The sequence below is a fragment of the Paenibacillus endoradicis genome (genome assembly GCF_024721975.1).
In genome coordinates, this window is record NZ_JANQBB010000003.1 from 488,988 (window position 1) to 509,031 (window position 20,044).

Consider the following 20,044-nt stretch of genomic DNA (forward strand, 5'->3'; position numbering starts at 1 on the left):
TGATCATTCATCCGTAAGACAGCTTTTATTAGGTTTATTAGCAAAGACTAGTTAAAGGAGTATGTAATAATGATGCTAATGCTAACATAGACCAACAGAATCACATCATTGACGCTATATCTAGTTACATAATAATAAGTTCTTTTCGCCTGAAATTGCTTCGCTTCCATTGAGATCGCAATTCGATGAGCACGCCGTATACTTTGCGCAAGGAGCGGAATCAAATATAATTTCATCCTATTATAAATTGAACGAAATCCTTTACGCAATTGAACACGCCGTACGTTAAGTGCTTGTGTACGAATATTAAACTCTTCAATGATCATTGGAATTAAGCGAATGCCAGCCATAAATGCATAGACGTATTTGGCAGGTAAACGTAATTGTTGCATAAGAGAATATAGTAATAAGGTAGGTGAAGTAGTTAACAATAGGATAAGACTAATGATTCCAAGTAGGATAGACTTACTGCCAATAAGAGCTGCTGAAGCAATGCTCTCATTGGAGATTTTCATAATTCCCCACTGCCATACAACATCTTTACCTCTTCCGAATAACAAGAGTGTAACGGCTGATGATATAGCCGAGATCACAATTGGAATATGTAGCAAAGCTAATTTACGAAGCGGGAAACCGCTCATCGTCCATAGCAAAATACTAAAACTTATAAATAGTAAAATGTACTGCTCCGTATTACGACTGAAAAAGAGAAAGATCATCATAGTCATCAAGATAACGAATTTGAGTGCTGGATTGACATTATGAAGCCAAGTTGACTTAGTTGGTACGAACCAATTCCAAACATTGTCCATTCGTGACACCTCTTTCTGCGAGTCGATCGTTGATCGTAATCGAATGTAGACGACCATCCGTAATATGCCACTCCTCACTCGCAATAAGCGAAGCAATAACAGGGTCATGTGTAATCATAATAATAGTGATGCCCTGTGCGTTCATATGTTGAAGCTTCTCAATTATTGTAAATGTATTGGCTGCATCCTGACCAAAGGTAGGTTCATCAAGTAAAAGGATCGGACGTTGCTCTACCATCGCAGTTAATATACTAAGTCGTCGTTTCTGTCCAACTGAACATTCAAAGGGATGTCGATCTAATGGCATATCTAATCTGAATTGGGTAAATAAGTTCTGAATCGTCTCTTTGTAATTATGATGAACTTTGTGCTCCTGCTGAGCCTTACTATTATTGTCATACGACTGAGCCACGGCCAGCTTATAGGAATGGAGCAATTCGTCATAGACCGTATCAGCGATAAATTGTAGTTCGGGACTTTGAAATACAAATGAGATTTCCTGAGGTACCGTTGCTTTTCTTGCTTTGCCTGTGCTGATCGATTGATCGTATATTTTATATTGTCCACTACTATCGATAAGACGCGCGAGAGCAAGTAGTAATGAACTTTTTCCTGCTCCATTAGCACCTGTGATCGCAATCCATGATCCTTCAGCAATAGTTGCCCTCTCAATTTCAATGAGTTTGTGACCGCCTCGTGAACCACTGAACTGCTCAAGTTCAACAATGACATTAGCATTTGTCTGCGCAGCAGGATAGTTAGAACTAATTTGATGTTGAGACAAATAAGTCTGCCATATATTTGGATACCAAATCCCATATTGAAGAAGTAATTGCTGCTGAGTTTGGAAGATAGAAGAGGGGGTATCATCAGCAACAATTACACCTGATTCGTTCAATATAATAACCCGATCAAACCATTCGAGTATGCCATCCACATGATGCTCAACAACAATGACAGTATGCTGCTGTAAACTATTTCGTAAGCTTTCCCAAATAAGTCGTTTCCCTTCCGGGTCTAGTAGAGCAGAAGGTTCATCAAGGAAAACGGTGTGAGGCTCTAACAATAATACAGCCGCGAGAGCAAGTCGTTGCTTCATACCTTGCGACAGCTTTCCGATCGGAGTATGGAGTGATGGTAGTTGTAGACCCACTATATCGAGTACATGATGCATTGTAGGTTCCATTAACTCACGAGCCATTTGACGATTTTCTAATACGAAAGCAAGTTCCTCATCAACATAGCTCATACAAAATTGTGTGTCTGGGTCTTGAAAAACAAAACCCCAATGTTCTGGAGTTTGAATCGATGTACATTGCATCGGAACAGAGGAGTAGTTAGGAATAATACCACTAAGTACTTGAAGCAATGTAGATTTTCCAGAGCCACTAGGACCGAGAATAAGAATCTTTTGTCCCTCAGGGATTTGTAAGGTGAAATCTTGGAAGATTAGTTTCTGCTCTCCACTGAATTTAAGACGTAATTGCTCCACACTGACTGCGATATTAGACAAACTCTACCCCTCCAAATTGGTACATGCGTACTGGATTTCCCAAGTTCGCTGATGTCGGATATACTTCTTAGCCATTCATCGTTATCAAAGTCCGCTTATTGAACTTCCTCTAAAGTTTACTTTTGTAACTGCTCGAACTCCTTCTGGTCTATCGGACGCACCAACGAAGTAACTTTTGTTTTCTCTAATGCAAGGACAATATAATACGCGAAAATACCTGTGAAGATAAATGCGCTAATAACTCGTAATCCATACTTTACGATTAAAGCCCAAGTTTCAAGATCTGCATAACCATAACCAAGGTCTAACATAAAACTTCCTAAGCATGAGAGAACTCCAGCAAAACCTGCAACGACTAGATTATGTTTTTTGTATCTGAAACTAGCAAATACAAGTTCTGCAGCAAGTCCTTGTACAAATCCATAGATTAATACTTCTAAGCCTGCCGATGCAAGAATTGAGGATAGTGCAGCACCAGCGATACTAGCGATAAGAGCAGCCCCAGGTTTACGTACCACTAAATATGCGAATGGACCCACCATGAACCACATACCATAGAACAGCTGACGTAAAGTAGGAAGGAGTGGCTTAATTACGTCATAAAGCGAATTCCAAAAATGCATAATAACTCCGAAAACAATTCCAATCATCATGATAACTACAACATCTGTAAGCTTTAATTTTTTCACATTGCTAACCTCCAAATAATTTATATGGTGGAAGCATAAAAAGACCGTCTGGTAATACGCAGACGGTCAGAAAAATTTCTTCTTGAACCCCATTCTCTACGCTGGTATTATCCAGTTCAGATCAACGGTCAGTAGCGGTAACTAGCTACTATCTCAGCCTGATTCCTCAAGCACCCGGACGGTTTCATATGCAACTGTCTTATAACTTACTACAATTTGCCATATTATACAATAGTTTTAGAGAACAAAGTTTCCATTGAAGTAAAAAGTCTAAACTTTCTCGTATGTTTTCAAGCCTGGGTGAGTGAAGCTAGAAAATTGATCAAGTAAGTCCGCAGCATCGTTAGCTACAAGATTCATCTCTTTGTACATTGGCTTCAAAAACTGTTCTTGCTGCATATGATCGAAAAATGATAAGAGATGATCATAATAGCCATTCACATTCAATAAGCCACATGGTTTCTGATGTAAACCGATCTGACTCCAAGTAAATACTTCGAAAAACTCTTCCATCGTACCAGGTCCGCCTGGTAATGCAATAAAGCCATCGGCTAATTCGATCATCTTATGTTTACGCTCGTGCATATTGTCCACTTTAATGAGCTCGGTAAGGCCATGATGCGAAATTTCGCGTTGCTCAAGTAATGTGGGAATGACTCCAATAACTTCTCCACCTTCTTGAAGTACCGTATCAGCGACGATCCCCATAATTCCGACAGACGCTCCACCATATACTAGTGTTAGCTTTCGTCTAACTAATTCTTTACCGAGTTTTATCGCTGCATCACGATATACTTCGGATGCCCCCATACTCGAACCACAATATACTGCAATTGTTTTCATAATAGTCCTCAATTCTAATTAATTGTGTATCTATATCTTGTGTGATTATACTACTTTTATAAGCGAATAGTCTATATATATGTAATTATGAAGGATTTAAAAAAACACCCTATAAGGTAGACTGTTAATAGTGTCTACTCTATAGGGTCAATATCCAAATATATTAGTTAGCTATATCATCGGGATAAACAATCGTATCAAAAACTTCATTGGTGGTTGCATCTTGAATTTCAATGGTTGCTTTTACTTTATCAGAAGCAACGCCATTAAAGTTTTGGTAGTACATACTTTGGATACCGATTCCGAATGATGCAAAAGCATCAAATCCGCCTTCAAAAGCTGCTTTATCAACGATTAGTGTGAACTCTGTAAGATCATCATTGTACTTAACGTCTTTTATTGAAGTGAAATCATCACTTGTTTTCATATCTTCAAGAGACAGAATTACTTCTTCTTTCATTTCTTTCATCATATTGCTATGAACTAATTTGGGATATGTATACGTAACAGATCCATCATCGTTGATTTTTGCATCTTTAACACCTTCGTCTTTTGCAGCAGCAATTACTTCGTCCATGTTTTTATCCTTAAACATAGAAGCGGGCAGAGTAATATCTACAGTTAGTATATTTTTATCTACTTCGATAGATGAAATTCTATCTGTGTCGGCAGATTCATTGTTAGTTGCAGGAGAATTAGTAGTACCTTCTTTTGCTTGTTCGTTGTTCTTAATTGCAGAATCGTTATTGCCCTCAGATGAAGAGCAACCTGCTAGAAGAAATATTGAAGTAATAATAGCAATTGTGACTTTGTTAAATGTTGACACTAATGAATGTACCTCCTTTGTAATATGTTGGTTTATTATATCATTAAATGAAGGATTAAACTATTAAATCATTCATTTACAAATCTATGATCGCGGCAAGAACGGTATTATTAAAGTAATCGACATACATATTTTTGAATGGTTTTTGGTGATCTAGTTCCACAGAAAAATGAACAGTTACCGTTTGATAAATAGGATCTACACAAAGGAAAGGACCAGCTGCACCCCAATGTGAATACGCATTTGCAGATAATAGGTCACCGCCATCTCTCTTCGTTCCGTTAATCGCCCAGCCGTATCCCCAGTACGCTTCAGGAAAAACTTCATCTCTATATTGTGATGAGACTCCAGGAATTTGATTACGAGTCATTTCTTTTACAGTTACAGGACTAAGTAGTCTTACCCCGTTATAGATTCCACCGTTAAGAAACGTTTGACCGAAAATAGCGAGATCCATCGCAGTTGAGTAAGCTCCGCCGCCAGCTGATATTGAATTTAATTGGTATTCGGACTCTATCCATTCGGCACAAGCAGCTTCTGGTATACGTCTAACCACTTTTTTTCTTACTTCTTGCGGAACACAGTAATAGGTGTTCGTCATACCAATGGGTTGAAAGAGATTTTCATGAACAAATTTATCATAAGCTTGTCCACTAACTCGTCGTATGATTTCACCCAATAGCTCATAACCATAACCAGAATAAGACATAATGGTTCCTGGTTCGCTGATGAGGGGAGCAGTATAACCGCTGTATAAAAAGCTATGAATATCCGGATCTTGATTAGGCTCAGGTTCTGGAATTTCACCTTTTTCACGTAAAGCAATTTCATTACTGCGAATAGCTTCGGTGTCTAGACCAGAAGTGTGTGTTAACAAATGATGCACACAAACGTTAGTTTTTCCTTCTCCAGTAAACTCAGGGATATAATCTGATACAGGTCTGTTAAGTCCGATACGCCCTTGCTCAACTAACATCATAATAGATGTGGCTGTAAATAATTTCGTTATAGAGCATAGTGGAAATAACGCATCGACAGTTAATTTTGGTGCTTCTGGCTCAGGTCCGAATTTTCCATCCGCTTGATGTACAAGTAAAGTTCCTCTTCTCGCAGCGACAATAACTTGCGTTGGCGTAATGTTATCTTCAACCATTTGTGTTGCTGCTGTTCGAATACGTTGAACCCCATCGACTGATATACCTGCTTGTTCCAGCGAACTGAATGATATCTCTTTCATATGAAATCCCCCTTTAGATATAATTATTAATGAATCTATTAATAAACACATAAATATATTAACATTACTGGAATCAATTAGTAAAATAGTTCTTGTGAAAATTACTTAATGATAGTAATAAGCGAGAACAAAAAGCTGATATCAGAGTTCTTCATTTCCGAGATAAACCGTGTCTCAAATAATTATATTTAGCATTATAAAACTCATGAGGGGGCTTCATTAGCGCACGTTTCTCGATGCGAGAAACATAACTCCGACTAATCCCAAGATCTTTCGTTGTTTTAAACTATACTTCGTAAGCAATATCATCTATATCTTCACAACGGATGTCGCACAGAGTGATTTCGTTTCAATTTTTAGAAGTGCAAATAAGAACATGATAGGATACATCTTAATGAGACCGCTTTAAATATATTTTAGATACCAATTATGTTAAATTATAATATATTAGTTGTTAGCTAATTATTTTAACTACTACCTTAAAAAGTAAGGTAGTACCTAATATTGAAGAGGTGTTACATATGCTCGTATGGATGTTACGGCAGGTTATTGCCAAAAAAGAGATTTGGACAGGTGCTGAGCTAGCTAGACTTTTAAAGGAGAGAGCTAATTACAATTTGTCTGCTGCTTCAATTAGTGCTTTATTAACCAGTCAACCTAGACAAATGAAAAGCGATACACTAGATGCTTTGTGCACGACATTGGAATGTACACCTAATGATTTGTGGGTGTATGTGCCTCCACAAAATGTAAAAGGAGCTTAAGTATGAGTATAAAGGGCATTCTACCCTTCGGAGATCCAATATTACGGAAAATTGCTAAGCCAGTCGTAGATCTACATGGTAAAACGATCAGACTGTTAGACGATATGATTGATACCCTATATGAAACTGACGGTCGTGCTGGTCTTGCTGCACCTCAAGTAGGTATTCTAAGACAATTGATTGTAATGGACTGTGGAGAAGGTTTAATTGAACTGATTAATCCTGAAATATTAGACATGTCCGGTGAGCAAGTTGGCACTGAAGCATGCTTATCCTATCCAGGTTATTGGGGTTATGTTAAGAGAGCGAATAAAGTAAAGATAAAATCTCTAACTAGAGAAGGAGATGAAGTAATTCTTATTGGAGAAGATTATCTTGCGCGTTGTATGCAACATGAAATTGATCATTTAAAGGGAATTCTCTTTGTCGATCACGTTCAAGAAGGTTGGTTATATAATGAGCACACCAAGCAAAGAATTGACTTGCATAAAGTTATTAGATTAACTAATCAAGGCATGTAATCGTAATTTACTTTTCAGTATAGATTCCTATTCCCATGAAAAAAAGCACCTTAAGTTAGGGGTACGATTTATTTTACGTAATCGTATTTCCAACTTAAGGGGCTTTAATTTGGCTATGTTATAGGCGTGTTCTTCATTTACGAGATAAGCTTTGTCTCACGTTACTACCTCTTCCCCTTATAAAACTCATGATAAAGCTTCATTAACGCACGTTTCTCGATTCGAGACACATAGCTGCGACTAATCCCCAAATCCTTCGCAATCTCACGCTGTGTACGTTCATCTCCGCCATTGAGCAGACCGAACCTCGTAATGACAACTTCTTTCTCGCGATCATCTAATATACTCAAGTTTTTATAAATTTTACTTTTTTCCATTTCAAGCTGTACTTGATCAGCAATATCGTCAATATCATTTCCGAGAATGTCGATCAAAGTAATTTCATTGCCTTCCTTATCAGTTCCAATCGGATCATGCAAGGAGACATCTTTACGAGTTTTCTTCAAAGATCTTAGATGCATAAGTATTTCGTTCTCAATACATCGAGCGGCAAAGGTAGCAAGCTTAGTTCCTTTGCCAGTCTGAAAACTTTCAATCGCTTTTATTAAGCCTATCGTTCCGATGGAAATGAGATCTTCTTGATCTTCGCCAGTATTATCAAACTTCTTGACGATGTGTACGAAGTCCGACGTAATGCTTTCGTGCTGCAGAAGCGTGTGCTGATAGTGAAGCAGGGGAAGGAGAGACGTAAGGTTTTGGTGGACAAGCTGTGAAGAGGGAGTGATTTTTTCATTGACTCAGTATGGAGGTGTATATTAAAGATATAACATTAATTGAATATATGGTAAAATTTGATGTAATTAGACATTAATCTATCTTATTAGTCATGGGTTAAATTCTAATTGTCTATTTTGTTAGATCAATTAATTAAAAAATCTATAAGAAGAGTACCTGTTGCTACTTATAAGGAGAAATTAATATGTTTACTGAGAGGTTTGCGCAAGGATTATATTTGATTTCTAATGCAGTTGAACCTAGAGAAGTATTAGAAGCATGGATATTTATGGATAACGAAGATGGTACTCGAGCAATAGTTTCGCTTGAAAACTATCACAGAAGTGCATATCCTGCGGGGATAAAAAAACTAATTGATAATGCAGATAGTCATTTTATTCCATATTTTGCTTCTGAAAAACTTTATTTTATTGAAAACGAATTGCTTGCAGAAATAATTACTAATCAATCTGCTGATACGAAATTTGAACTAGATTATTCTATAATGCTTGATACAAACTATGCTAGTTACATTGATAACTTTGTTAGAAATACTAATTGGTCAGGTATGAACAACGAGGTGTTTCAAACAATTGATTTATTAATAAGGGGAAACTTTCATTATGATTATTTGTTTTATATGATCGAAAATTATAAAAATTCATTTAAACTGGATGATTTAGAGGATGCAGTCTCTAAAAAGGATAAGAGGGCAAAATTTTATCGTAATTTGGTTAGTATGGAATTATTTAAATCCATAGATTCAAAGAACTACATTGAAAAGGGTAAATTATCCTACTTAATTAACGAAGATGAAGCATTGATCTCGGCAGATCAGATTTTCAATGGTCTCTTTAATTCGAGTAAAATTGACGAGATGATGGACACTTTTCAACAAATTCATAAGGCTATGGTTCTTTTAATTATTGGGACACTCCAAATTAAATTTGGATCTAAGACAACTGTTCCAAGAAGGGTAGAGAGATTGTTCGAATTCGCTAATAATGTGCTAGGAATTTATTATGAAAGAGAATTCATTGTTGCACACATGTTTTTTTTAGACTCTAAAAATGTGAATATGTTGAATAAAGTAAACAAAGGTATGAATTCAGAAAAGCTTTTGCGACAAATTGAAAATATAGCATGGGATTTCTCTGTTCCGCGGATTATGGAGTATTGGCTTAAATTAGGAGGGAAAGGAAGGTTTTTTATTCCGTTTTTTCTAACTAATGATTATAATTTGAGGCAACTGTTAAGTTTGTTCAAAGTTAAGGGGTTGATATTTAACAAGACGGGGGGGCTAATTGTACCCTTTCCGAGTTTCAATTCAAATGAATATTTTAAAAAACATAATTGTGATATCGAAAAACACTTTACGGATGAGGTTAAAGCACAAAGAAAAACTACTTATCGAAAGAACTGTGAGGATAATTTCAGTGTTATAAGTGAAGAGTTTGATAAATTAGTCTGTATCCTTAAAACGTAGTTAGTGTTTCACTAGAGATGCCAGATAATTCATGTGAACCTTTCACGGTGCGGGATTTACGTCTCTTGATTGTCAGATATGTAATCAGAGTAGATAAAGTAGGTTAGAAACTATCCCGCTTATGATACTTACCTTCTAAGGATGGATCATTTTGGGGTTATGAAAATAAATATTTAATGGGGGTATTTATGTTTAGTCCATTTGAACAAAACGTCATAGCTGTAGTATGGGATTTTGATAAAACACTTATCAGTGAATATATGCAAACTCCAATTTTTGAAAAATATAGTGTGGATGGTTCACTATTTTGGCAAGAAGTAAATGAGCTTGAAGAAAAGTATAAGATACAGAAACCGGATATTAGAATAAATAGTGACACAATTTATCTGAATCATTTTTTAACATGTGTTCGTCAAGGAATATTTAAGGGATTAAATAATTCTATATTATTCGAGTTAGGAAAAGAGTTGAAGTATTATCCAGGAATGCCGGATTTTTTAGCACATTCAAAAGAATTAATAGATAACAATGAAAAATATCAAAAGTATAATATAACGGTTGAACATTATATTGTTAGTACAGGCATGGCGGAAATGATTAGGGGATCTCAGATTGCGAAGTATGTAAAAGGTATATGGGGGTGTGAATTTATTGAAGAACCAATAAAATCCACAATTGAATTTAAGGAATATGAAAAGACAACCATTCCGTATAATGAAGAAAAAGAGATTACACAGATAGGGTATACAGTTGATAATACTTCTAAAACAAGAGCGATATTTGAAATAAATAAAGGCACTAATATTAACGAAGAAATTAATGTTAATTCTTCTATTGACAGGGCTATTAGAAGAATACCATTCGATCAGATTATTTATGTAGCTGATGGTCCCAGCGATGTTCCCGCATTTTCCATGTTAAAACAAAATGGAGGCAGTACATTTGCAGTTTATCCTAAAGGTGGGCTAAAGGAATTTCGACAGGTGGATCAACTCAGAGTTGATAAAAGAATTGATATGTATGGAGAAGCTGACTATCGTGAGAATACGACAACATATTTATGGCTAATAAACAAAATTAGAGATATTGCAAATCAAATACATTATAGAAAAGGACAAATAATTTCTCAGAGTTATTCAAAAGCACCGGGACATATCAATGATTAGTATATTCAAGAAGAATTATAGATCTTCGTACAGTTCTAATTGAAGATTTCATATCGAAACTAGTTATTTCACTTATAAGTCAGCCTGAGCATATATCCAATATGAAGAATTACTCCTGTGATATCCATACAAAAAGCACTTTTAAGTTGGGATTGCGATTTATTTTACAAAATCGTAATCCCAACTTAGAGGTGCATTCATTTGTTGGTATTATATCTTATATTCCGACTATCAGCTTTATTTTTTAGCAATTACCTCTTCCCCTTATAAAATTCATGATAGAGCTTCATCAACGCACGCTTCTCTATTCTAGAAACATAACTCCTACTTATTCCAAGATCCTTAGCAATTTCACGCTGAGTACGCTCATCCCCACCATTGAGCAGTCCAAATCGGGTAATGACAACCTCTTTTTCACGATCATCTAATATACTCAAGTTTTTATATATTTTACTTTTTTCCATTTCTAATTGTACTTGATCGGCAATATAATCGATCTCATTGCCTTCTTTATCAGTGCCAATCGGATCATGCAAAGAAACGTCTTTACGAGTCTTTTTCAAAGATCTGAGGTGCATAAGTATTTCGTTCTCAATACATCTTGCGGCAAAGGTAGCGAGCTTTGTACCTTTACCAGTTTGAAAGCTTTCAATCGCTTTAATTAAGCCGATCGTTCCGATGAAAATGAGATCTTCTTGATCTTCGCCAGTGTTATCGAATTTTTTGTCGATATGGTCGAAGTCCGACGCAATGCTTTTGTGCTGCAGCAGCGTGTGCTGATAGTGAAGAAGGGGAAAGAGAGACGTAAGGTGTTGGTGAACAGGCAGTGAGGGAGAGTTTCTTTCATTATAAACAGTGTTAGGTAATATATTCAAGATATAACATTAATTGAGATTATGGTAAAATTAATGTGTGAAGATATTAATCTATCTTATTAGTCATGTGTTGAATTATTAATATATATTTTGTTAGATGTCACACGTGCTTCATATAAAGGATGTTATATACAATCGGACTTAATGGGAAATATGTCTAAATATGTGGACATATTTGGAATAACCTTTATTATATATACTAGATTGATTTATTGGAGGGGTTCTAATTGACTAATGAACAACTTATTGAAGAGAAGGGAATCTTGCTGAATAGGCTCGATATAATAATTCAAGTTTTAAGAGATAGAAGTAAGAATGCGATGGGAATGTTCTTCTCAACCTTTTTACCTTCAATAAACAGAAGATTAAATGACTTTGCAATTGAATGTTTAGAATTAGAAAAGGAGATAAATACGACTGTATTATCAGTAAACAATATATATGAATTTAAACATAAGATAACAATACTTGAAATTAAATTTAATTCAACATATACAAGATTGAACTTTTTTCCTGCTTTTCTTTCGGTTTATGTTGGGAGCTTTTTAGTTGTACTATTGATATCATTCTTTGATGTGCCTGGATGGATAAATAATTTTTTCGGAGTGTCCACTTCTAGCAAACTAATTAGTTTTGGTATTGCTGGAGCACTATTGTACATGGCAACAAAATTACTGACTCATATCGAAAGTAACCAGCTTAATAACAAACAATTAGCTTCTGTACTAGATGTTTCAATACGGTTAATGTTAGCAATTGTTGTTCCTATTGTTCTGGTGGTTATCTTTTTTAAGCCTGATGGAACACTGGGCGATTTCTCAGTTTCTCCTGAACTATTGAGCTTTGTATGTGGATATAGTGCAAAAATTGTGATTGACATATTTAATAAATTGGTCGAAAAAGTATCTAAAATGATCGAGGCAATCTAGCTTTTATCCAACCTAGCATAATTATGCTAGGTTTTTAAATTATGGATAACTCGAGATGGTCCGACAGCATATAACAATGTGTTCACGCATCGGGGCATTAGCCCCTCGGTCCGGACAGATGATATTGGCAGGGAAGCAATAGCAGCCGGACACACTCGACTTCGTCGAGCGTCGTGAACACAAGAGGTGTTATATGAATTACCTAAAATACTTAACATTAAAAATGGGGGTTAATAAATGGAGAACAATGAAAAAAATATTGATGAAATTATCAAATGGTATGTGAATAGCAGACCAACCTATAAAAATCTTGCTAATAAAGTCGAATCAATTATTAGGGAAGTATTGAATAGTTCAGGCATTTCGTATTATACAATTTCAAGTCGAGCAAAAGATATTGAGAGCTTTTCAAAAAAGGCTAGTAAAGAGAAGTACAAAGATCCTAAAAGTGAAATTAAGGATATGGCTGGAATAAGAGTTATTATGTTTGTTAAGAGTGAAGTCTTACAATGTTGCGAGATAATTAAGCCATTATTTAATATTGATCCTGATCATAGTATAGACAAAACAAAGGAACTTGGGAATGATAAGGTTGGTTATAGATCGATTCATTATGTAGCGAAATTAACAGATGAAAGGCTTAGATTACCCGAATATAATGTGTTTAAAGATTTAAATTTCGAGATACAAGTTAGAACTATACTTGAGCATGCTTGGGCAGATATTTCGCATGATAGAAATTACAAATTTATCGGTGACTTACCTACAGAAAATGATATTCAGAGAAGATTCTCTCTTGCAGCTGCTACATTAGAGTTAGTTGATAGAGAATTTGATAACTTGGCAAAAGAGATAAATACCTACGATAAAGAAGTTAGTTACAAGGTAGAAAATGATGATTTGAATGTTTTGATTAATACTACTTCATTAAGAAACTATTTGAATAATAAATTCAAAGAATTAATTGATAAGAACTTAATAGAACGTACATTCAATAAAGGGAGTAAAAAGATAGTTAGTGAACTGAAATTATATAGAATATCTACATTAGCGGACATCGATAAAATTATTGGAAATGATACGCATAAATTTGTGTATGAACCTACCAATTATATAGGCTTATTGAGGAACATTATGATGATTAACGATATAAATTTATATTTTGCGAAAGCATGGAGAAATTCTTGGACAGGCATAGATCGAAAAGACGTTAATTATTTCTCTTCTTTAGGGATAGATATAGAGACAATTATTAATACATATAATTTAATTGTTGACGAGAATGAAAAATATTATGATAAAGATTATTCTTTTGAAGACGAGTTCTTTTCAGATGATGAAGAAGTAAATTAATATAATAGTTTGATTGGTCGCTGAAGATGGTACTGCGTCTAACATTATATTCTCTCATCGGGCATTTTCTCTGGGTATGCAGAAAGTGATTCGGAGAAGTGTTGCAGACACATCCATTCCCCAAAGATAAAAACTATCTAAGGGGAATGAACGTGTGAATACCTAATCGTTAGCAGAAAGAAATCAAAGAATAGGATAATAACGTTATGTTAATACAAATGATTTTAGGATTTTTAGGATTGATATATTCACTTTCATCAATAATTTATACAATTTACCAATATATAAAAAAAAAGAAGATAAAAGATACACTTAATTATTCTTTTGATCTTGATATTTTGAGTCGTGTAAACACACGGAGAGAACAAAAGACATTGCTTTTTAGAATGTTATATATATTTCATAGTGGGACTAATAAAAACGTAATTGTATATTTACCATGTTTATCATATTTCTTCATAGTTAATTCACTTAAGGAGCCTAAAATACTTCAATATATTGGTATTTTTGTTTCGTTGGTTTTAATAGTTGGTATAGGGAAATTCATGTCTTTTTATGATTTCAAAGACAAACTATTCAACAGAGTTCAATACGTTATGAATTTATTCATTTTTTTAAATTATACGTTGGTTTTAATTTCAGTGTTCAGTGAAATTGGAACTAATATAAAATTACTTAGTGTAATAGTTGTACTTATTATATATTTCTCATTTGTATTTATTAGAAGTACAATAAACAATTTTTTTAATTTCCCTTTCCTTTTTGGAAATATTATTTTTTTTATATTAATTAATTTATTTTGTATAGGGTTAATATTTGGTTACGTGTATTTTCAGAACAATGAAATTTTTAAACTATATTCTGACTCGGAAATTGAGTTAATGATAAGAGATGGTTTTAACAGTGATTATCTTTATTACTATATGCTGATGATTATTTATAAGGGACTGATACCTTTTTATAGCTATTCAGAAATTACTTTGAATGAAGATTTATTTGAAAAGTATGGTTATATTGTCGTACTACCATTTTTTCAATTTATTTTAGGAATAATATTTTCTGTTTGTATCCTTAGTTTTATAATCTCGGGCTTAGTCTCTAGAACTGTAAGACCAGTCAGTAGTTGATCGATAAAGCAAGTTCCATCAGCTAACACTGTATTCACGCTTTGGCTCCACCTAGGTCACTGGTGAAGCTTTTGAGAAGTAAGTAGATTCATGTGACAACCTTGCATGAGCAAGGTTAGTGAATACAAGAAAGTTATCAGAAATGGCTGTAAAACATACTCTAGTGCTAAACTAACAGTATAGAATGTAGCTATGTCGTATTTTAAAATATTACTGGATTATGTGAGAAGAATAATCATCATCGTATAAAAGATTTCTCAGTAAAAAGAAATGAAACTCTAGCTAGTTATTTTATAAGGCTTTATTCTCATTTAAAAACTAGAGCTGTTGGCATAATTGAATTTGATATATTAAATCATCAAGCTACTTTACTCTACAGTAGCAATTGAAATAGTCTTATTAACATCATAATTTCGAAGATCAAAAACGATTTCACTTAGTGAGATCGTTTTTTTTATTCACCCCAAATATATTGATTGGAAAATATAGATTAATACTTGCCTCAACACATTCCCCTTATACAAGCCGCATATAGTGTAGAAATAGTCTGAAGGAGTTGGGACCATGTCGAGCTTTTCTAAAGATTGGCTACACGAAAATTTAAAGTTACTGCTTTTGAATCAGAAAGGTATTACGCAGGAATCTCTACAATATCTTGTGCAAATTCATGAATTGAGCGAATTAAATGATCAAATTCAAGGGATTCTTAATCAACATTTATCTTCCCTTCTAAAAATGACCCATATTGCTAAAGTAGATATTCATGCTTTCTACGAGACCCAATCAGAACTGATCAGCGATAAATCTCAACAATCAACAGTGCAATTAAATACCTCGATTCATGATATTCAGCTTCGTACTCAAAAAATGGAACAGAAAGTAAATCAAATTAGTGACAATTCTAATCAGCTTTCACTTATCCTTGCCAAAATACAAGACTCACTAAGCAACCTATCAGATGAAATCAAGGTTCTGCAACAATCAACTAATCAACAGAGTAAATTAGAAATCACAAAAAAACCAGCTGAAATCAAAGGCGCCAAAACAATTAAAGAGCAGAAAAGCGGTACAGAAACCAGAGGTCGTAAACCAAATTCTAATCATATTGATTCGGTAGTTAATCATAATCAGGTTAACTCATCACATTCAAGTGATTCCATAAAAACTGCAGACCAACAAGATGTTGATACTCAATAATCCTATCTCATAATGATGAATTTAAAGTAACCTCTCAATCATCAAAAACAGTTACATCTGGAATTGCAGATAAAATCATTCAACAAGAAGATTCCACTAACGAGCACACTACTCAGGAACGAAAAAATTACGGAGAGACACTAACGGCTGAACAGTTATCTCTAGAGCTAATTGAAAATACAGAGTAACCATTCTCAAATAAAAATACATATTCTTAATTATGCATACTTTTTGAAAGATGGGTCATCCTATCCATAGAGGAATTGATAAAGGTTTCAACTCCATACTCTAACTGAGATAGCAAAAAGCTTGCAATCGCAGGATTAGATTGATTTAATTGTAAAATTGATTTCGTGACTTGAGATAATCTAAGTTCATATTCATTATTTGAATTCATCTTAGTTTCTAAAGGAAATAGATGAAGTTGTTCATTTAATGACATCAATACATCTAAATCAATGTTTTTCGTGTTCCCTCGTTCTAGATTACTTAAATAAGAAGGAGAAACGCCAAGTAATTCTGCAAACTTATTTAGCGAAAGCTTCTTTTGCTCTCTTGATATGCGAATCCTTTGACCAATGTTTTGCATCGTGCACCTCCATAAAATGAAAGGATAGAAGACATCTATGAAAAAACAAAAAGTGATGACCATTCTAGAACCTATGATTACAAGTATTACCTATGTTGAGGACTCTCAAGCAGCGAGTGAGTGGCTAAAGTTATATATTGAATTTCGTAAAGAAACGCTAATGTCCATGATTAATAAGGAGATTAACTAAATGATTTCAACTAAAAAGACGGTTGTATATTTGAGGAATTCAGCTGGATTTCAAGAAAATTCAATTGCACTTCAAAAAGAAAGAGCACTCTTGTGTGCAAACCAAAATGGTCTATTTATTGACGGTTTTTATGAGGATAAGGATACGTCAGCAGTGAAAAACTCGATAAAAGAAAGACATTGGCTATATCGTCTAATTAAAGATATTGAAGAAGAAAGAGTAGGCACGATTATCGTGTATAAGCGAGATCGATTGGCAAGAAAAGTTGAAGAACACATGATATTGTACGCTTTATTTGAAGAAAAAAAAGTTAAGGTTTATTTTAGTGCAGCCAATGAATTTCCAATGGTTTATTCACCGCAAGGTTTCACAATAGAATATCTATTAGCTTCATTTGCAGAAAATGAGGAAGTTCAATTAAAACAAAGGATTAGCGATACGAGAGCTGCAAAGTTCAAAACTGGAAAAACTATACCAGCCAATCTGCCATTTAGATATAAAAGGGAAGTAGGAGGAAGTGATGGAAAAAAGAAATTTCGCATAGTGTTAGTACCACATGAAATTAAAGTGGTAAAAACAATCTTTTCAACCTTGTTACATGGTAACTTTCAAACTTTAGATGATTTTCGAATCTACTTAAAAGTGAATCGAATAAGTACAAGAGGGAATTAATCGACAATGGGTAGTAAGAATATCGAAGATCTTATTTCTAATCGGACATACAAGGGAGAACTTGTTCGCAGATTTAGTGAAAATGTAATTACATTGCCTCTAGCAAGTCATTTGCATGTGCTTTCTAAGCAAGAATGGGATATAGCACAACAGATTCTTGAACAAATTAAACCTAACAAAGAAAAGTTACCTAAGATGACGTTTTTACTCGAAGGTCTTATTGTCTGTTGTCAATGCAATAAGAAAATGAAAGTTGTAGTAGAGAAACGTCAGAATAAATTTATTGGCTTCTATCAATGTAATAAGCACAAATATCGTTATGAAAAAAAAGAAATTGAGCTCAGAGTTTTAGGTGATGTACTTAGAGAGATGAGCTTGCATTTAATATCAGTCAAAGAGTATAAGTTTTTAAAACCTCTTGCAAAGAAAATACATGTTCATATCCAAACTTTTAATTCTGAGATTAATCATTTAATGGATGAGTATGCGAAGTTAATGGAGAAATATCTTACTTTAGATGATATAAAAATGAAAAGGACACTGTTAGAGCAATGCAATAATATTAGGAATAAGGTAGATGATAGACGTGAGCGGGTAAATCAACTTCAAATAATGGAAAACAACTTCAGATTAAATGCGAAGCCCGTAAAGGAAGTTGATAATTTTTTGAAGGATTTCAATAATTATTCTGATGAATATCGAGCAATATTATTGAAAAATGTGATTGCTGAAGTGAAAGGCTCAAAGCAAAGCATTCATATTGTGTACAAATACTTTGATCAAATATTAGGAGGACGAGATGAAATCTATGCTAAATAAAAGTGAGATTAAAGGTAAAATAGGAGCTTTTTATGGTCGGGTATCTACGAATGCACAAGACTTGAATATGCAACAAGAATCATGCCAGTTTTTCATACAAAAATATGAATGTAGTATTAATCACCGTTATACAGAAGAGCTGTCTGCAACACGCAATCCTCTAGAAAAACGTAAAGAGCTTATGAAGCTAATTGCTGATGCTGAAGAAGGTTTGTTTGATTTCGTTGTGATTTATAATCATGATCGTCTAGCAAGAAATCCGATAGAACATCTTAAAATTAGACGGATTTTTAATGAAATAGGTATTCCAGTCTATGCCTCCAGTACAGAGTCGAATTATAGCTATAAAGATATTTTAAGTAATGCATTAAGAGATAATTACAGTAAAGTGGAAGCAGATAATATTAGAGTCCGGATGAAGGATAGTATTTTAACACGAGTTCATCAAGGGAAATGGACAGGTGGAAAACTCCCTTATGGTGTAGAATATGTAAATCCTCTTCAAGAACTAAATATTGATTCAAAAAAGAAATTGCGATTTGTTAAGGATAAAATACTAGTAGTTCAGAAAATATATGAACTGTATATTAGTGGATTTGGATTTAAGGCAATTGCAAATTATGCTAATGAGCATAGATTAGATACAGGATTTCTTTGGTCGAAGGAACGAGTAAAGTTCATTGTTACTAATCCCATTTACGCTGGATATTTGAGTATTTATAAACGTAAAGCAAAATCTACAAATAGCACTAACGATAAAAATAGCTGGGAAATTCACAAGATGGAAGAATTAGAACCAATTATAGATAAGCATCTTTGGGAGCAATGCTTTGAATTGTATCGCAGTAGAAAAGAGAAAGAAGTAAGTAACCCTAGATATTTGACTACACCATATTTACTGAAGGATATTATTCATTGTAAGAATTGCAGACGGAAGCTATTAACAAAAGACCAACGAAGTAAAGGATACGGAGAGAAAATTTATTATTGTAGTGGCAATTAAAAGGAAGCTCCATGCGGTATTCGTATAAAAGCAGATGATCTAGATAAAGTCTTTGTGGAATTTTTATCTAAAACAATTTTAGGAGAAATTCATAAGACGACGGTTATGCAAAATATGATTAAACAAATTACAGAATATTATGAGGAGAAGGTTAGAAGCTTATTGTTCGAGCGACATGAGGTTGATCAATCGATAAGAAAATTAGAGAGTCAAATTATCCAAGTTGAGCAGCAACTCACTCAAATCGTAAAATTAGATGCTGAGAAAGCAAAGGATGAGATTAAAAATCTACAGATGTATCACAGTTATAACATGAATAAGAAGGAAACTTTGAAAACAAAGCTAGTTGAATTAAATCAAGAGGTCGATCGTATTCAAATGCTGCATATGGATGAAGAATCATTAAAAATTATGCTCAGAACAGATAAACCATTCAAAGATTGCCCACAGCACGTGCTTCGTAGAATGCTTACCTACTTGATTCCAGAAGCAGTTATTGATGGTAGCGGGAAAATCTCTATTAAGTCAGTTATTCATATAGCATAAAAAATCGTCTTGATATTCAAGACGATTTTTTTGTGCTTTCTTTTCTCGGTAAATGGGTGTACAAGCTATAAAATTCTCTGCTAAAGGGTGATAACGGCATGCCGTTATCACCC

Annotated in this window: 22 protein-coding genes, 1 pseudogene and 1 riboswitch; of the genes and pseudogenes, 12 read left to right on the forward strand and 11 right to left on the reverse strand. The window is 34.2% G+C overall.

The genetic code is table 11. The annotated features are described in order from the left end of the window. Nucleotides 1-47 precede the first annotated feature (47 nt). From NV377_RS12470 to NV377_RS25930, 7 genes and pseudogenes are all read right to left on the reverse strand, one after another. Nucleotides 48-812 carry an energy-coupling factor transporter transmembrane component T family protein gene (locus tag NV377_RS12470; RefSeq protein WP_258199258.1) on the reverse strand — a complete coding sequence of 255 codons (765 nt, stop codon included), beginning with the start codon at nucleotides 810-812 and terminating at the stop codon, nucleotides 48-50. Then, complete coding sequence (locus tag NV377_RS12475; RefSeq protein WP_258199259.1) at nucleotides 778-2,325, reverse strand: ATP-binding cassette domain-containing protein; 1,548 nt, start codon at nucleotides 2,323-2,325, stop codon at nucleotides 778-780. The genes NV377_RS12470 and NV377_RS12475 overlap by 35 nt, the downstream gene beginning before the upstream one ends. 116 nt (nucleotides 2,326-2,441) lie before the next feature. Continuing rightward, a complete protein-coding gene (locus NV377_RS12480; RefSeq protein WP_258199260.1) occupies nucleotides 2,442-3,014 on the reverse strand; it encodes an ECF transporter S component in 573 nt (190 codons plus the stop codon). Nucleotides 3,015-3,090: 76 nt separating this feature from the next. Further along, nucleotides 3,091-3,202, reverse strand: a riboswitch (TPP riboswitch). An 82-nt stretch (nucleotides 3,203-3,284) separates the two neighbouring features. Continuing rightward, entirely contained in the window at nucleotides 3,285-3,857 is a 573-nt protein-coding gene (locus NV377_RS12485) for an LOG family protein (protein ID WP_258199261.1), read from the reverse strand. A 163-nt stretch (nucleotides 3,858-4,020) separates the two neighbouring features. After that, the gene (locus NV377_RS12490; protein ID WP_258199262.1) at nucleotides 4,021-4,683 is read right to left on the reverse strand and encodes a hypothetical protein; all 663 of its coding nucleotides are present in this window, start codon (nucleotides 4,681-4,683) and stop codon (nucleotides 4,021-4,023) included. Between the two features lie 76 nt (nucleotides 4,684-4,759). Further along, entirely contained in the window at nucleotides 4,760-5,920 is a 1,161-nt protein-coding gene (locus NV377_RS12495; RefSeq protein WP_258199263.1) for a serine hydrolase domain-containing protein, read from the reverse strand. A 151-nt stretch (nucleotides 5,921-6,071) separates the two neighbouring features. Then, nucleotides 6,072-6,194, reverse strand: a pseudogene (locus NV377_RS25930) (RNA polymerase subunit sigma-70); the annotation flags it as partial. A gap of 247 nt (nucleotides 6,195-6,441) precedes the next feature. Between NV377_RS25930 and NV377_RS12500 the strand changes: the two are divergent. Together NV377_RS12500 and def are read left to right on the forward strand one after the other, a co-directional pair. Then, nucleotides 6,442-6,684 carry a helix-turn-helix domain-containing protein gene (locus tag NV377_RS12500; protein ID WP_258199264.1) on the forward strand — a complete coding sequence of 81 codons (243 nt, stop codon included), beginning with the start codon at nucleotides 6,442-6,444 and terminating at the stop codon, nucleotides 6,682-6,684. A 2-nt stretch (nucleotides 6,685-6,686) separates the two neighbouring features. Then, nucleotides 6,687-7,205, forward strand: coding sequence for a peptide deformylase (gene def, locus NV377_RS12505; RefSeq protein WP_258199265.1), 519 nt, complete (start codon nucleotides 6,687-6,689; stop codon nucleotides 7,203-7,205). 164 nt (nucleotides 7,206-7,369) lie between these two features. Here def and sigK read toward each other — a convergent pair whose 3' ends face one another. Continuing rightward, the gene (sigK, locus tag NV377_RS12510; protein WP_258200325.1) at nucleotides 7,370-7,939 is read right to left on the reverse strand and encodes an RNA polymerase sporulation sigma factor SigK; all 570 of its coding nucleotides are present in this window, start codon (nucleotides 7,937-7,939) and stop codon (nucleotides 7,370-7,372) included. A gap of 245 nt (nucleotides 7,940-8,184) precedes the next feature. Here sigK and NV377_RS12515 point away from each other — a divergent pair, with 245 nt between their 5' ends. Next, the gene (locus tag NV377_RS12515) at nucleotides 8,185-9,465 is read left to right on the forward strand and encodes a hypothetical protein (RefSeq protein WP_258199266.1); all 1,281 of its coding nucleotides are present in this window, start codon (nucleotides 8,185-8,187) and stop codon (nucleotides 9,463-9,465) included. 188 nt (nucleotides 9,466-9,653) lie between these two features. Next, nucleotides 9,654-10,631 carry a hypothetical protein gene (locus tag NV377_RS12520; RefSeq protein WP_258199267.1) on the forward strand — a complete coding sequence of 326 codons (978 nt, stop codon included), beginning with the start codon at nucleotides 9,654-9,656 and terminating at the stop codon, nucleotides 10,629-10,631. A 251-nt stretch (nucleotides 10,632-10,882) separates the two neighbouring features. On the opposite strand, the gene NV377_RS12525 is transcribed toward NV377_RS12520, so the two are convergent. Continuing rightward, nucleotides 10,883-11,401, reverse strand: coding sequence for a sigma-70 family RNA polymerase sigma factor (locus NV377_RS12525; protein WP_373425795.1), 519 nt, complete (start codon nucleotides 11,399-11,401; stop codon nucleotides 10,883-10,885). 332 nt (nucleotides 11,402-11,733) lie between these two features. Between NV377_RS12525 and NV377_RS12530 the strand changes: the two genes are divergently transcribed. Both NV377_RS12530 and NV377_RS12535 read left to right on the forward strand, forming a co-directional pair. Next, entirely contained in the window at nucleotides 11,734-12,435 is a 702-nt protein-coding gene (locus NV377_RS12530; RefSeq protein ID WP_258199268.1) for a DUF2304 family protein, read from the forward strand. 237 nt (nucleotides 12,436-12,672) lie between these two features. Continuing rightward, nucleotides 12,673-13,788 (forward strand): GTP pyrophosphokinase, encoded by a 1,116-nt coding sequence (locus NV377_RS12535; protein ID WP_258199269.1) that lies wholly within the window; start codon nucleotides 12,673-12,675, stop codon nucleotides 13,786-13,788. 1,033 nt (nucleotides 13,789-14,821) lie between these two features. Here NV377_RS12535 and NV377_RS12540 read toward each other — a convergent pair. Beyond that, nucleotides 14,822-14,953 carry a hypothetical protein gene (locus tag NV377_RS12540; protein ID WP_258199270.1) on the reverse strand — a complete coding sequence of 44 codons (132 nt, stop codon included), beginning with the start codon at nucleotides 14,951-14,953 and terminating at the stop codon, nucleotides 14,822-14,824. A 526-nt stretch (nucleotides 14,954-15,479) separates the two neighbouring features. Between NV377_RS12540 and NV377_RS12545 the strand changes: the two genes are divergently transcribed. Beyond that, nucleotides 15,480-16,112, forward strand: a complete 633-nt coding sequence (locus NV377_RS12545; RefSeq protein ID WP_258199271.1) for a hypothetical protein — start codon at nucleotides 15,480-15,482, stop codon at nucleotides 16,110-16,112. 214 nt (nucleotides 16,113-16,326) lie between these two features. On the opposite strand, the gene NV377_RS12550 is transcribed toward NV377_RS12545, so the two are convergent. Beyond that, on the reverse strand, nucleotides 16,327-16,701 hold the full coding sequence (locus NV377_RS12550; RefSeq protein WP_258199272.1) for a helix-turn-helix domain-containing protein: 375 nt from the start codon (nucleotides 16,699-16,701) through the stop codon (nucleotides 16,327-16,329). Nucleotides 16,702-16,738: 37 nt separating this feature from the next. Between NV377_RS12550 and NV377_RS12555 the strand changes: the two genes are divergently transcribed. The 5 genes from NV377_RS12555 (at nucleotide 16,739) to NV377_RS12575 (ending at nucleotide 19,931) form a co-directional block, all read left to right on the forward strand. Further along, nucleotides 16,739-16,891, forward strand: coding sequence for a hypothetical protein (locus tag NV377_RS12555; RefSeq protein ID WP_258199273.1), 153 nt, complete (start codon nucleotides 16,739-16,741; stop codon nucleotides 16,889-16,891). Further along, on the forward strand, nucleotides 16,892-17,563 hold the full coding sequence (locus NV377_RS12560) for a recombinase family protein (RefSeq protein ID WP_258199274.1): 672 nt from the start codon (nucleotides 16,892-16,894) through the stop codon (nucleotides 17,561-17,563). A 6-nt stretch (nucleotides 17,564-17,569) separates the two neighbouring features. Next, entirely contained in the window at nucleotides 17,570-18,382 is an 813-nt protein-coding gene (locus tag NV377_RS12565) for a hypothetical protein (protein ID WP_258199275.1), read from the forward strand. Next, nucleotides 18,363-19,385, forward strand: a complete 1,023-nt coding sequence (locus tag NV377_RS12570; RefSeq protein WP_258199276.1) for a recombinase family protein — start codon at nucleotides 18,363-18,365, stop codon at nucleotides 19,383-19,385. Before NV377_RS12565 ends, NV377_RS12570 begins: the two co-directional genes overlap by 20 nt. 105 nt (nucleotides 19,386-19,490) lie before the next feature. Next, nucleotides 19,491-19,931: a hypothetical protein gene (locus NV377_RS12575; protein WP_258199277.1), complete on the forward strand. Its 441-nt coding sequence runs from the start codon at nucleotides 19,491-19,493 to the stop codon at nucleotides 19,929-19,931. Nucleotides 19,932-20,044: the final 113 nt, after the last annotated feature.

What these genes read in the sequence shown, in the direction of transcription:
- NV377_RS12470 (WP_258199258.1), bottom strand. Translation starts at nt 812, where the DNA reads ATGGACAATGTTTGGAATTGGTTCGTACCAACTAAGTCAACTTGGCTT.
- NV377_RS12485 (WP_258199261.1), bottom strand. Translation starts at nt 3,857, where the DNA reads ATGAAAACAATTGCAGTATATTGTGGTTCGAGTATGGGGGCATCCGAA.
- NV377_RS12495 (WP_258199263.1), bottom strand. Translation starts at nt 5,920, where the DNA reads ATGAAAGAGATATCATTCAGTTCGCTGGAACAAGCAGGTATATCAGTC.
- NV377_RS12500 (WP_258199264.1), top strand. Translation starts at nt 6,442, where the DNA reads ATGCTCGTATGGATGTTACGGCAGGTTATTGCCAAAAAAGAGATTTGG.
- def (WP_258199265.1), top strand. Translation starts at nt 6,687, where the DNA reads ATGAGTATAAAGGGCATTCTACCCTTCGGAGATCCAATATTACGGAAA.
- NV377_RS12515 (WP_258199266.1), top strand. Translation starts at nt 8,185, where the DNA reads ATGTTTACTGAGAGGTTTGCGCAAGGATTATATTTGATTTCTAATGCA.
- NV377_RS12520 (WP_258199267.1), top strand. Translation starts at nt 9,654, where the DNA reads ATGTTTAGTCCATTTGAACAAAACGTCATAGCTGTAGTATGGGATTTT.
- NV377_RS12535 (WP_258199269.1), top strand. Translation starts at nt 12,673, where the DNA reads ATGGAGAACAATGAAAAAAATATTGATGAAATTATCAAATGGTATGTG.
- NV377_RS12545 (WP_258199271.1), top strand. Translation starts at nt 15,480, where the DNA reads ATGTCGAGCTTTTCTAAAGATTGGCTACACGAAAATTTAAAGTTACTG.
- NV377_RS12550 (WP_258199272.1), bottom strand. Translation starts at nt 16,701, where the DNA reads ATGCAAAACATTGGTCAAAGGATTCGCATATCAAGAGAGCAAAAGAAG.
- NV377_RS12555 (WP_258199273.1), top strand. Translation starts at nt 16,739, where the DNA reads ATGAAAAAACAAAAAGTGATGACCATTCTAGAACCTATGATTACAAGT.
- NV377_RS12560 (WP_258199274.1), top strand. Translation starts at nt 16,892, where the DNA reads ATGATTTCAACTAAAAAGACGGTTGTATATTTGAGGAATTCAGCTGGA.
- NV377_RS12565 (WP_258199275.1), top strand. Translation starts at nt 17,570, where the DNA reads ATGGGTAGTAAGAATATCGAAGATCTTATTTCTAATCGGACATACAAG.
- NV377_RS12570 (WP_258199276.1), top strand. Translation starts at nt 18,363, where the DNA reads ATGAAATCTATGCTAAATAAAAGTGAGATTAAAGGTAAAATAGGAGCT.
- NV377_RS12575 (WP_258199277.1), top strand. Translation starts at nt 19,491, where the DNA reads ATGCAAAATATGATTAAACAAATTACAGAATATTATGAGGAGAAGGTT.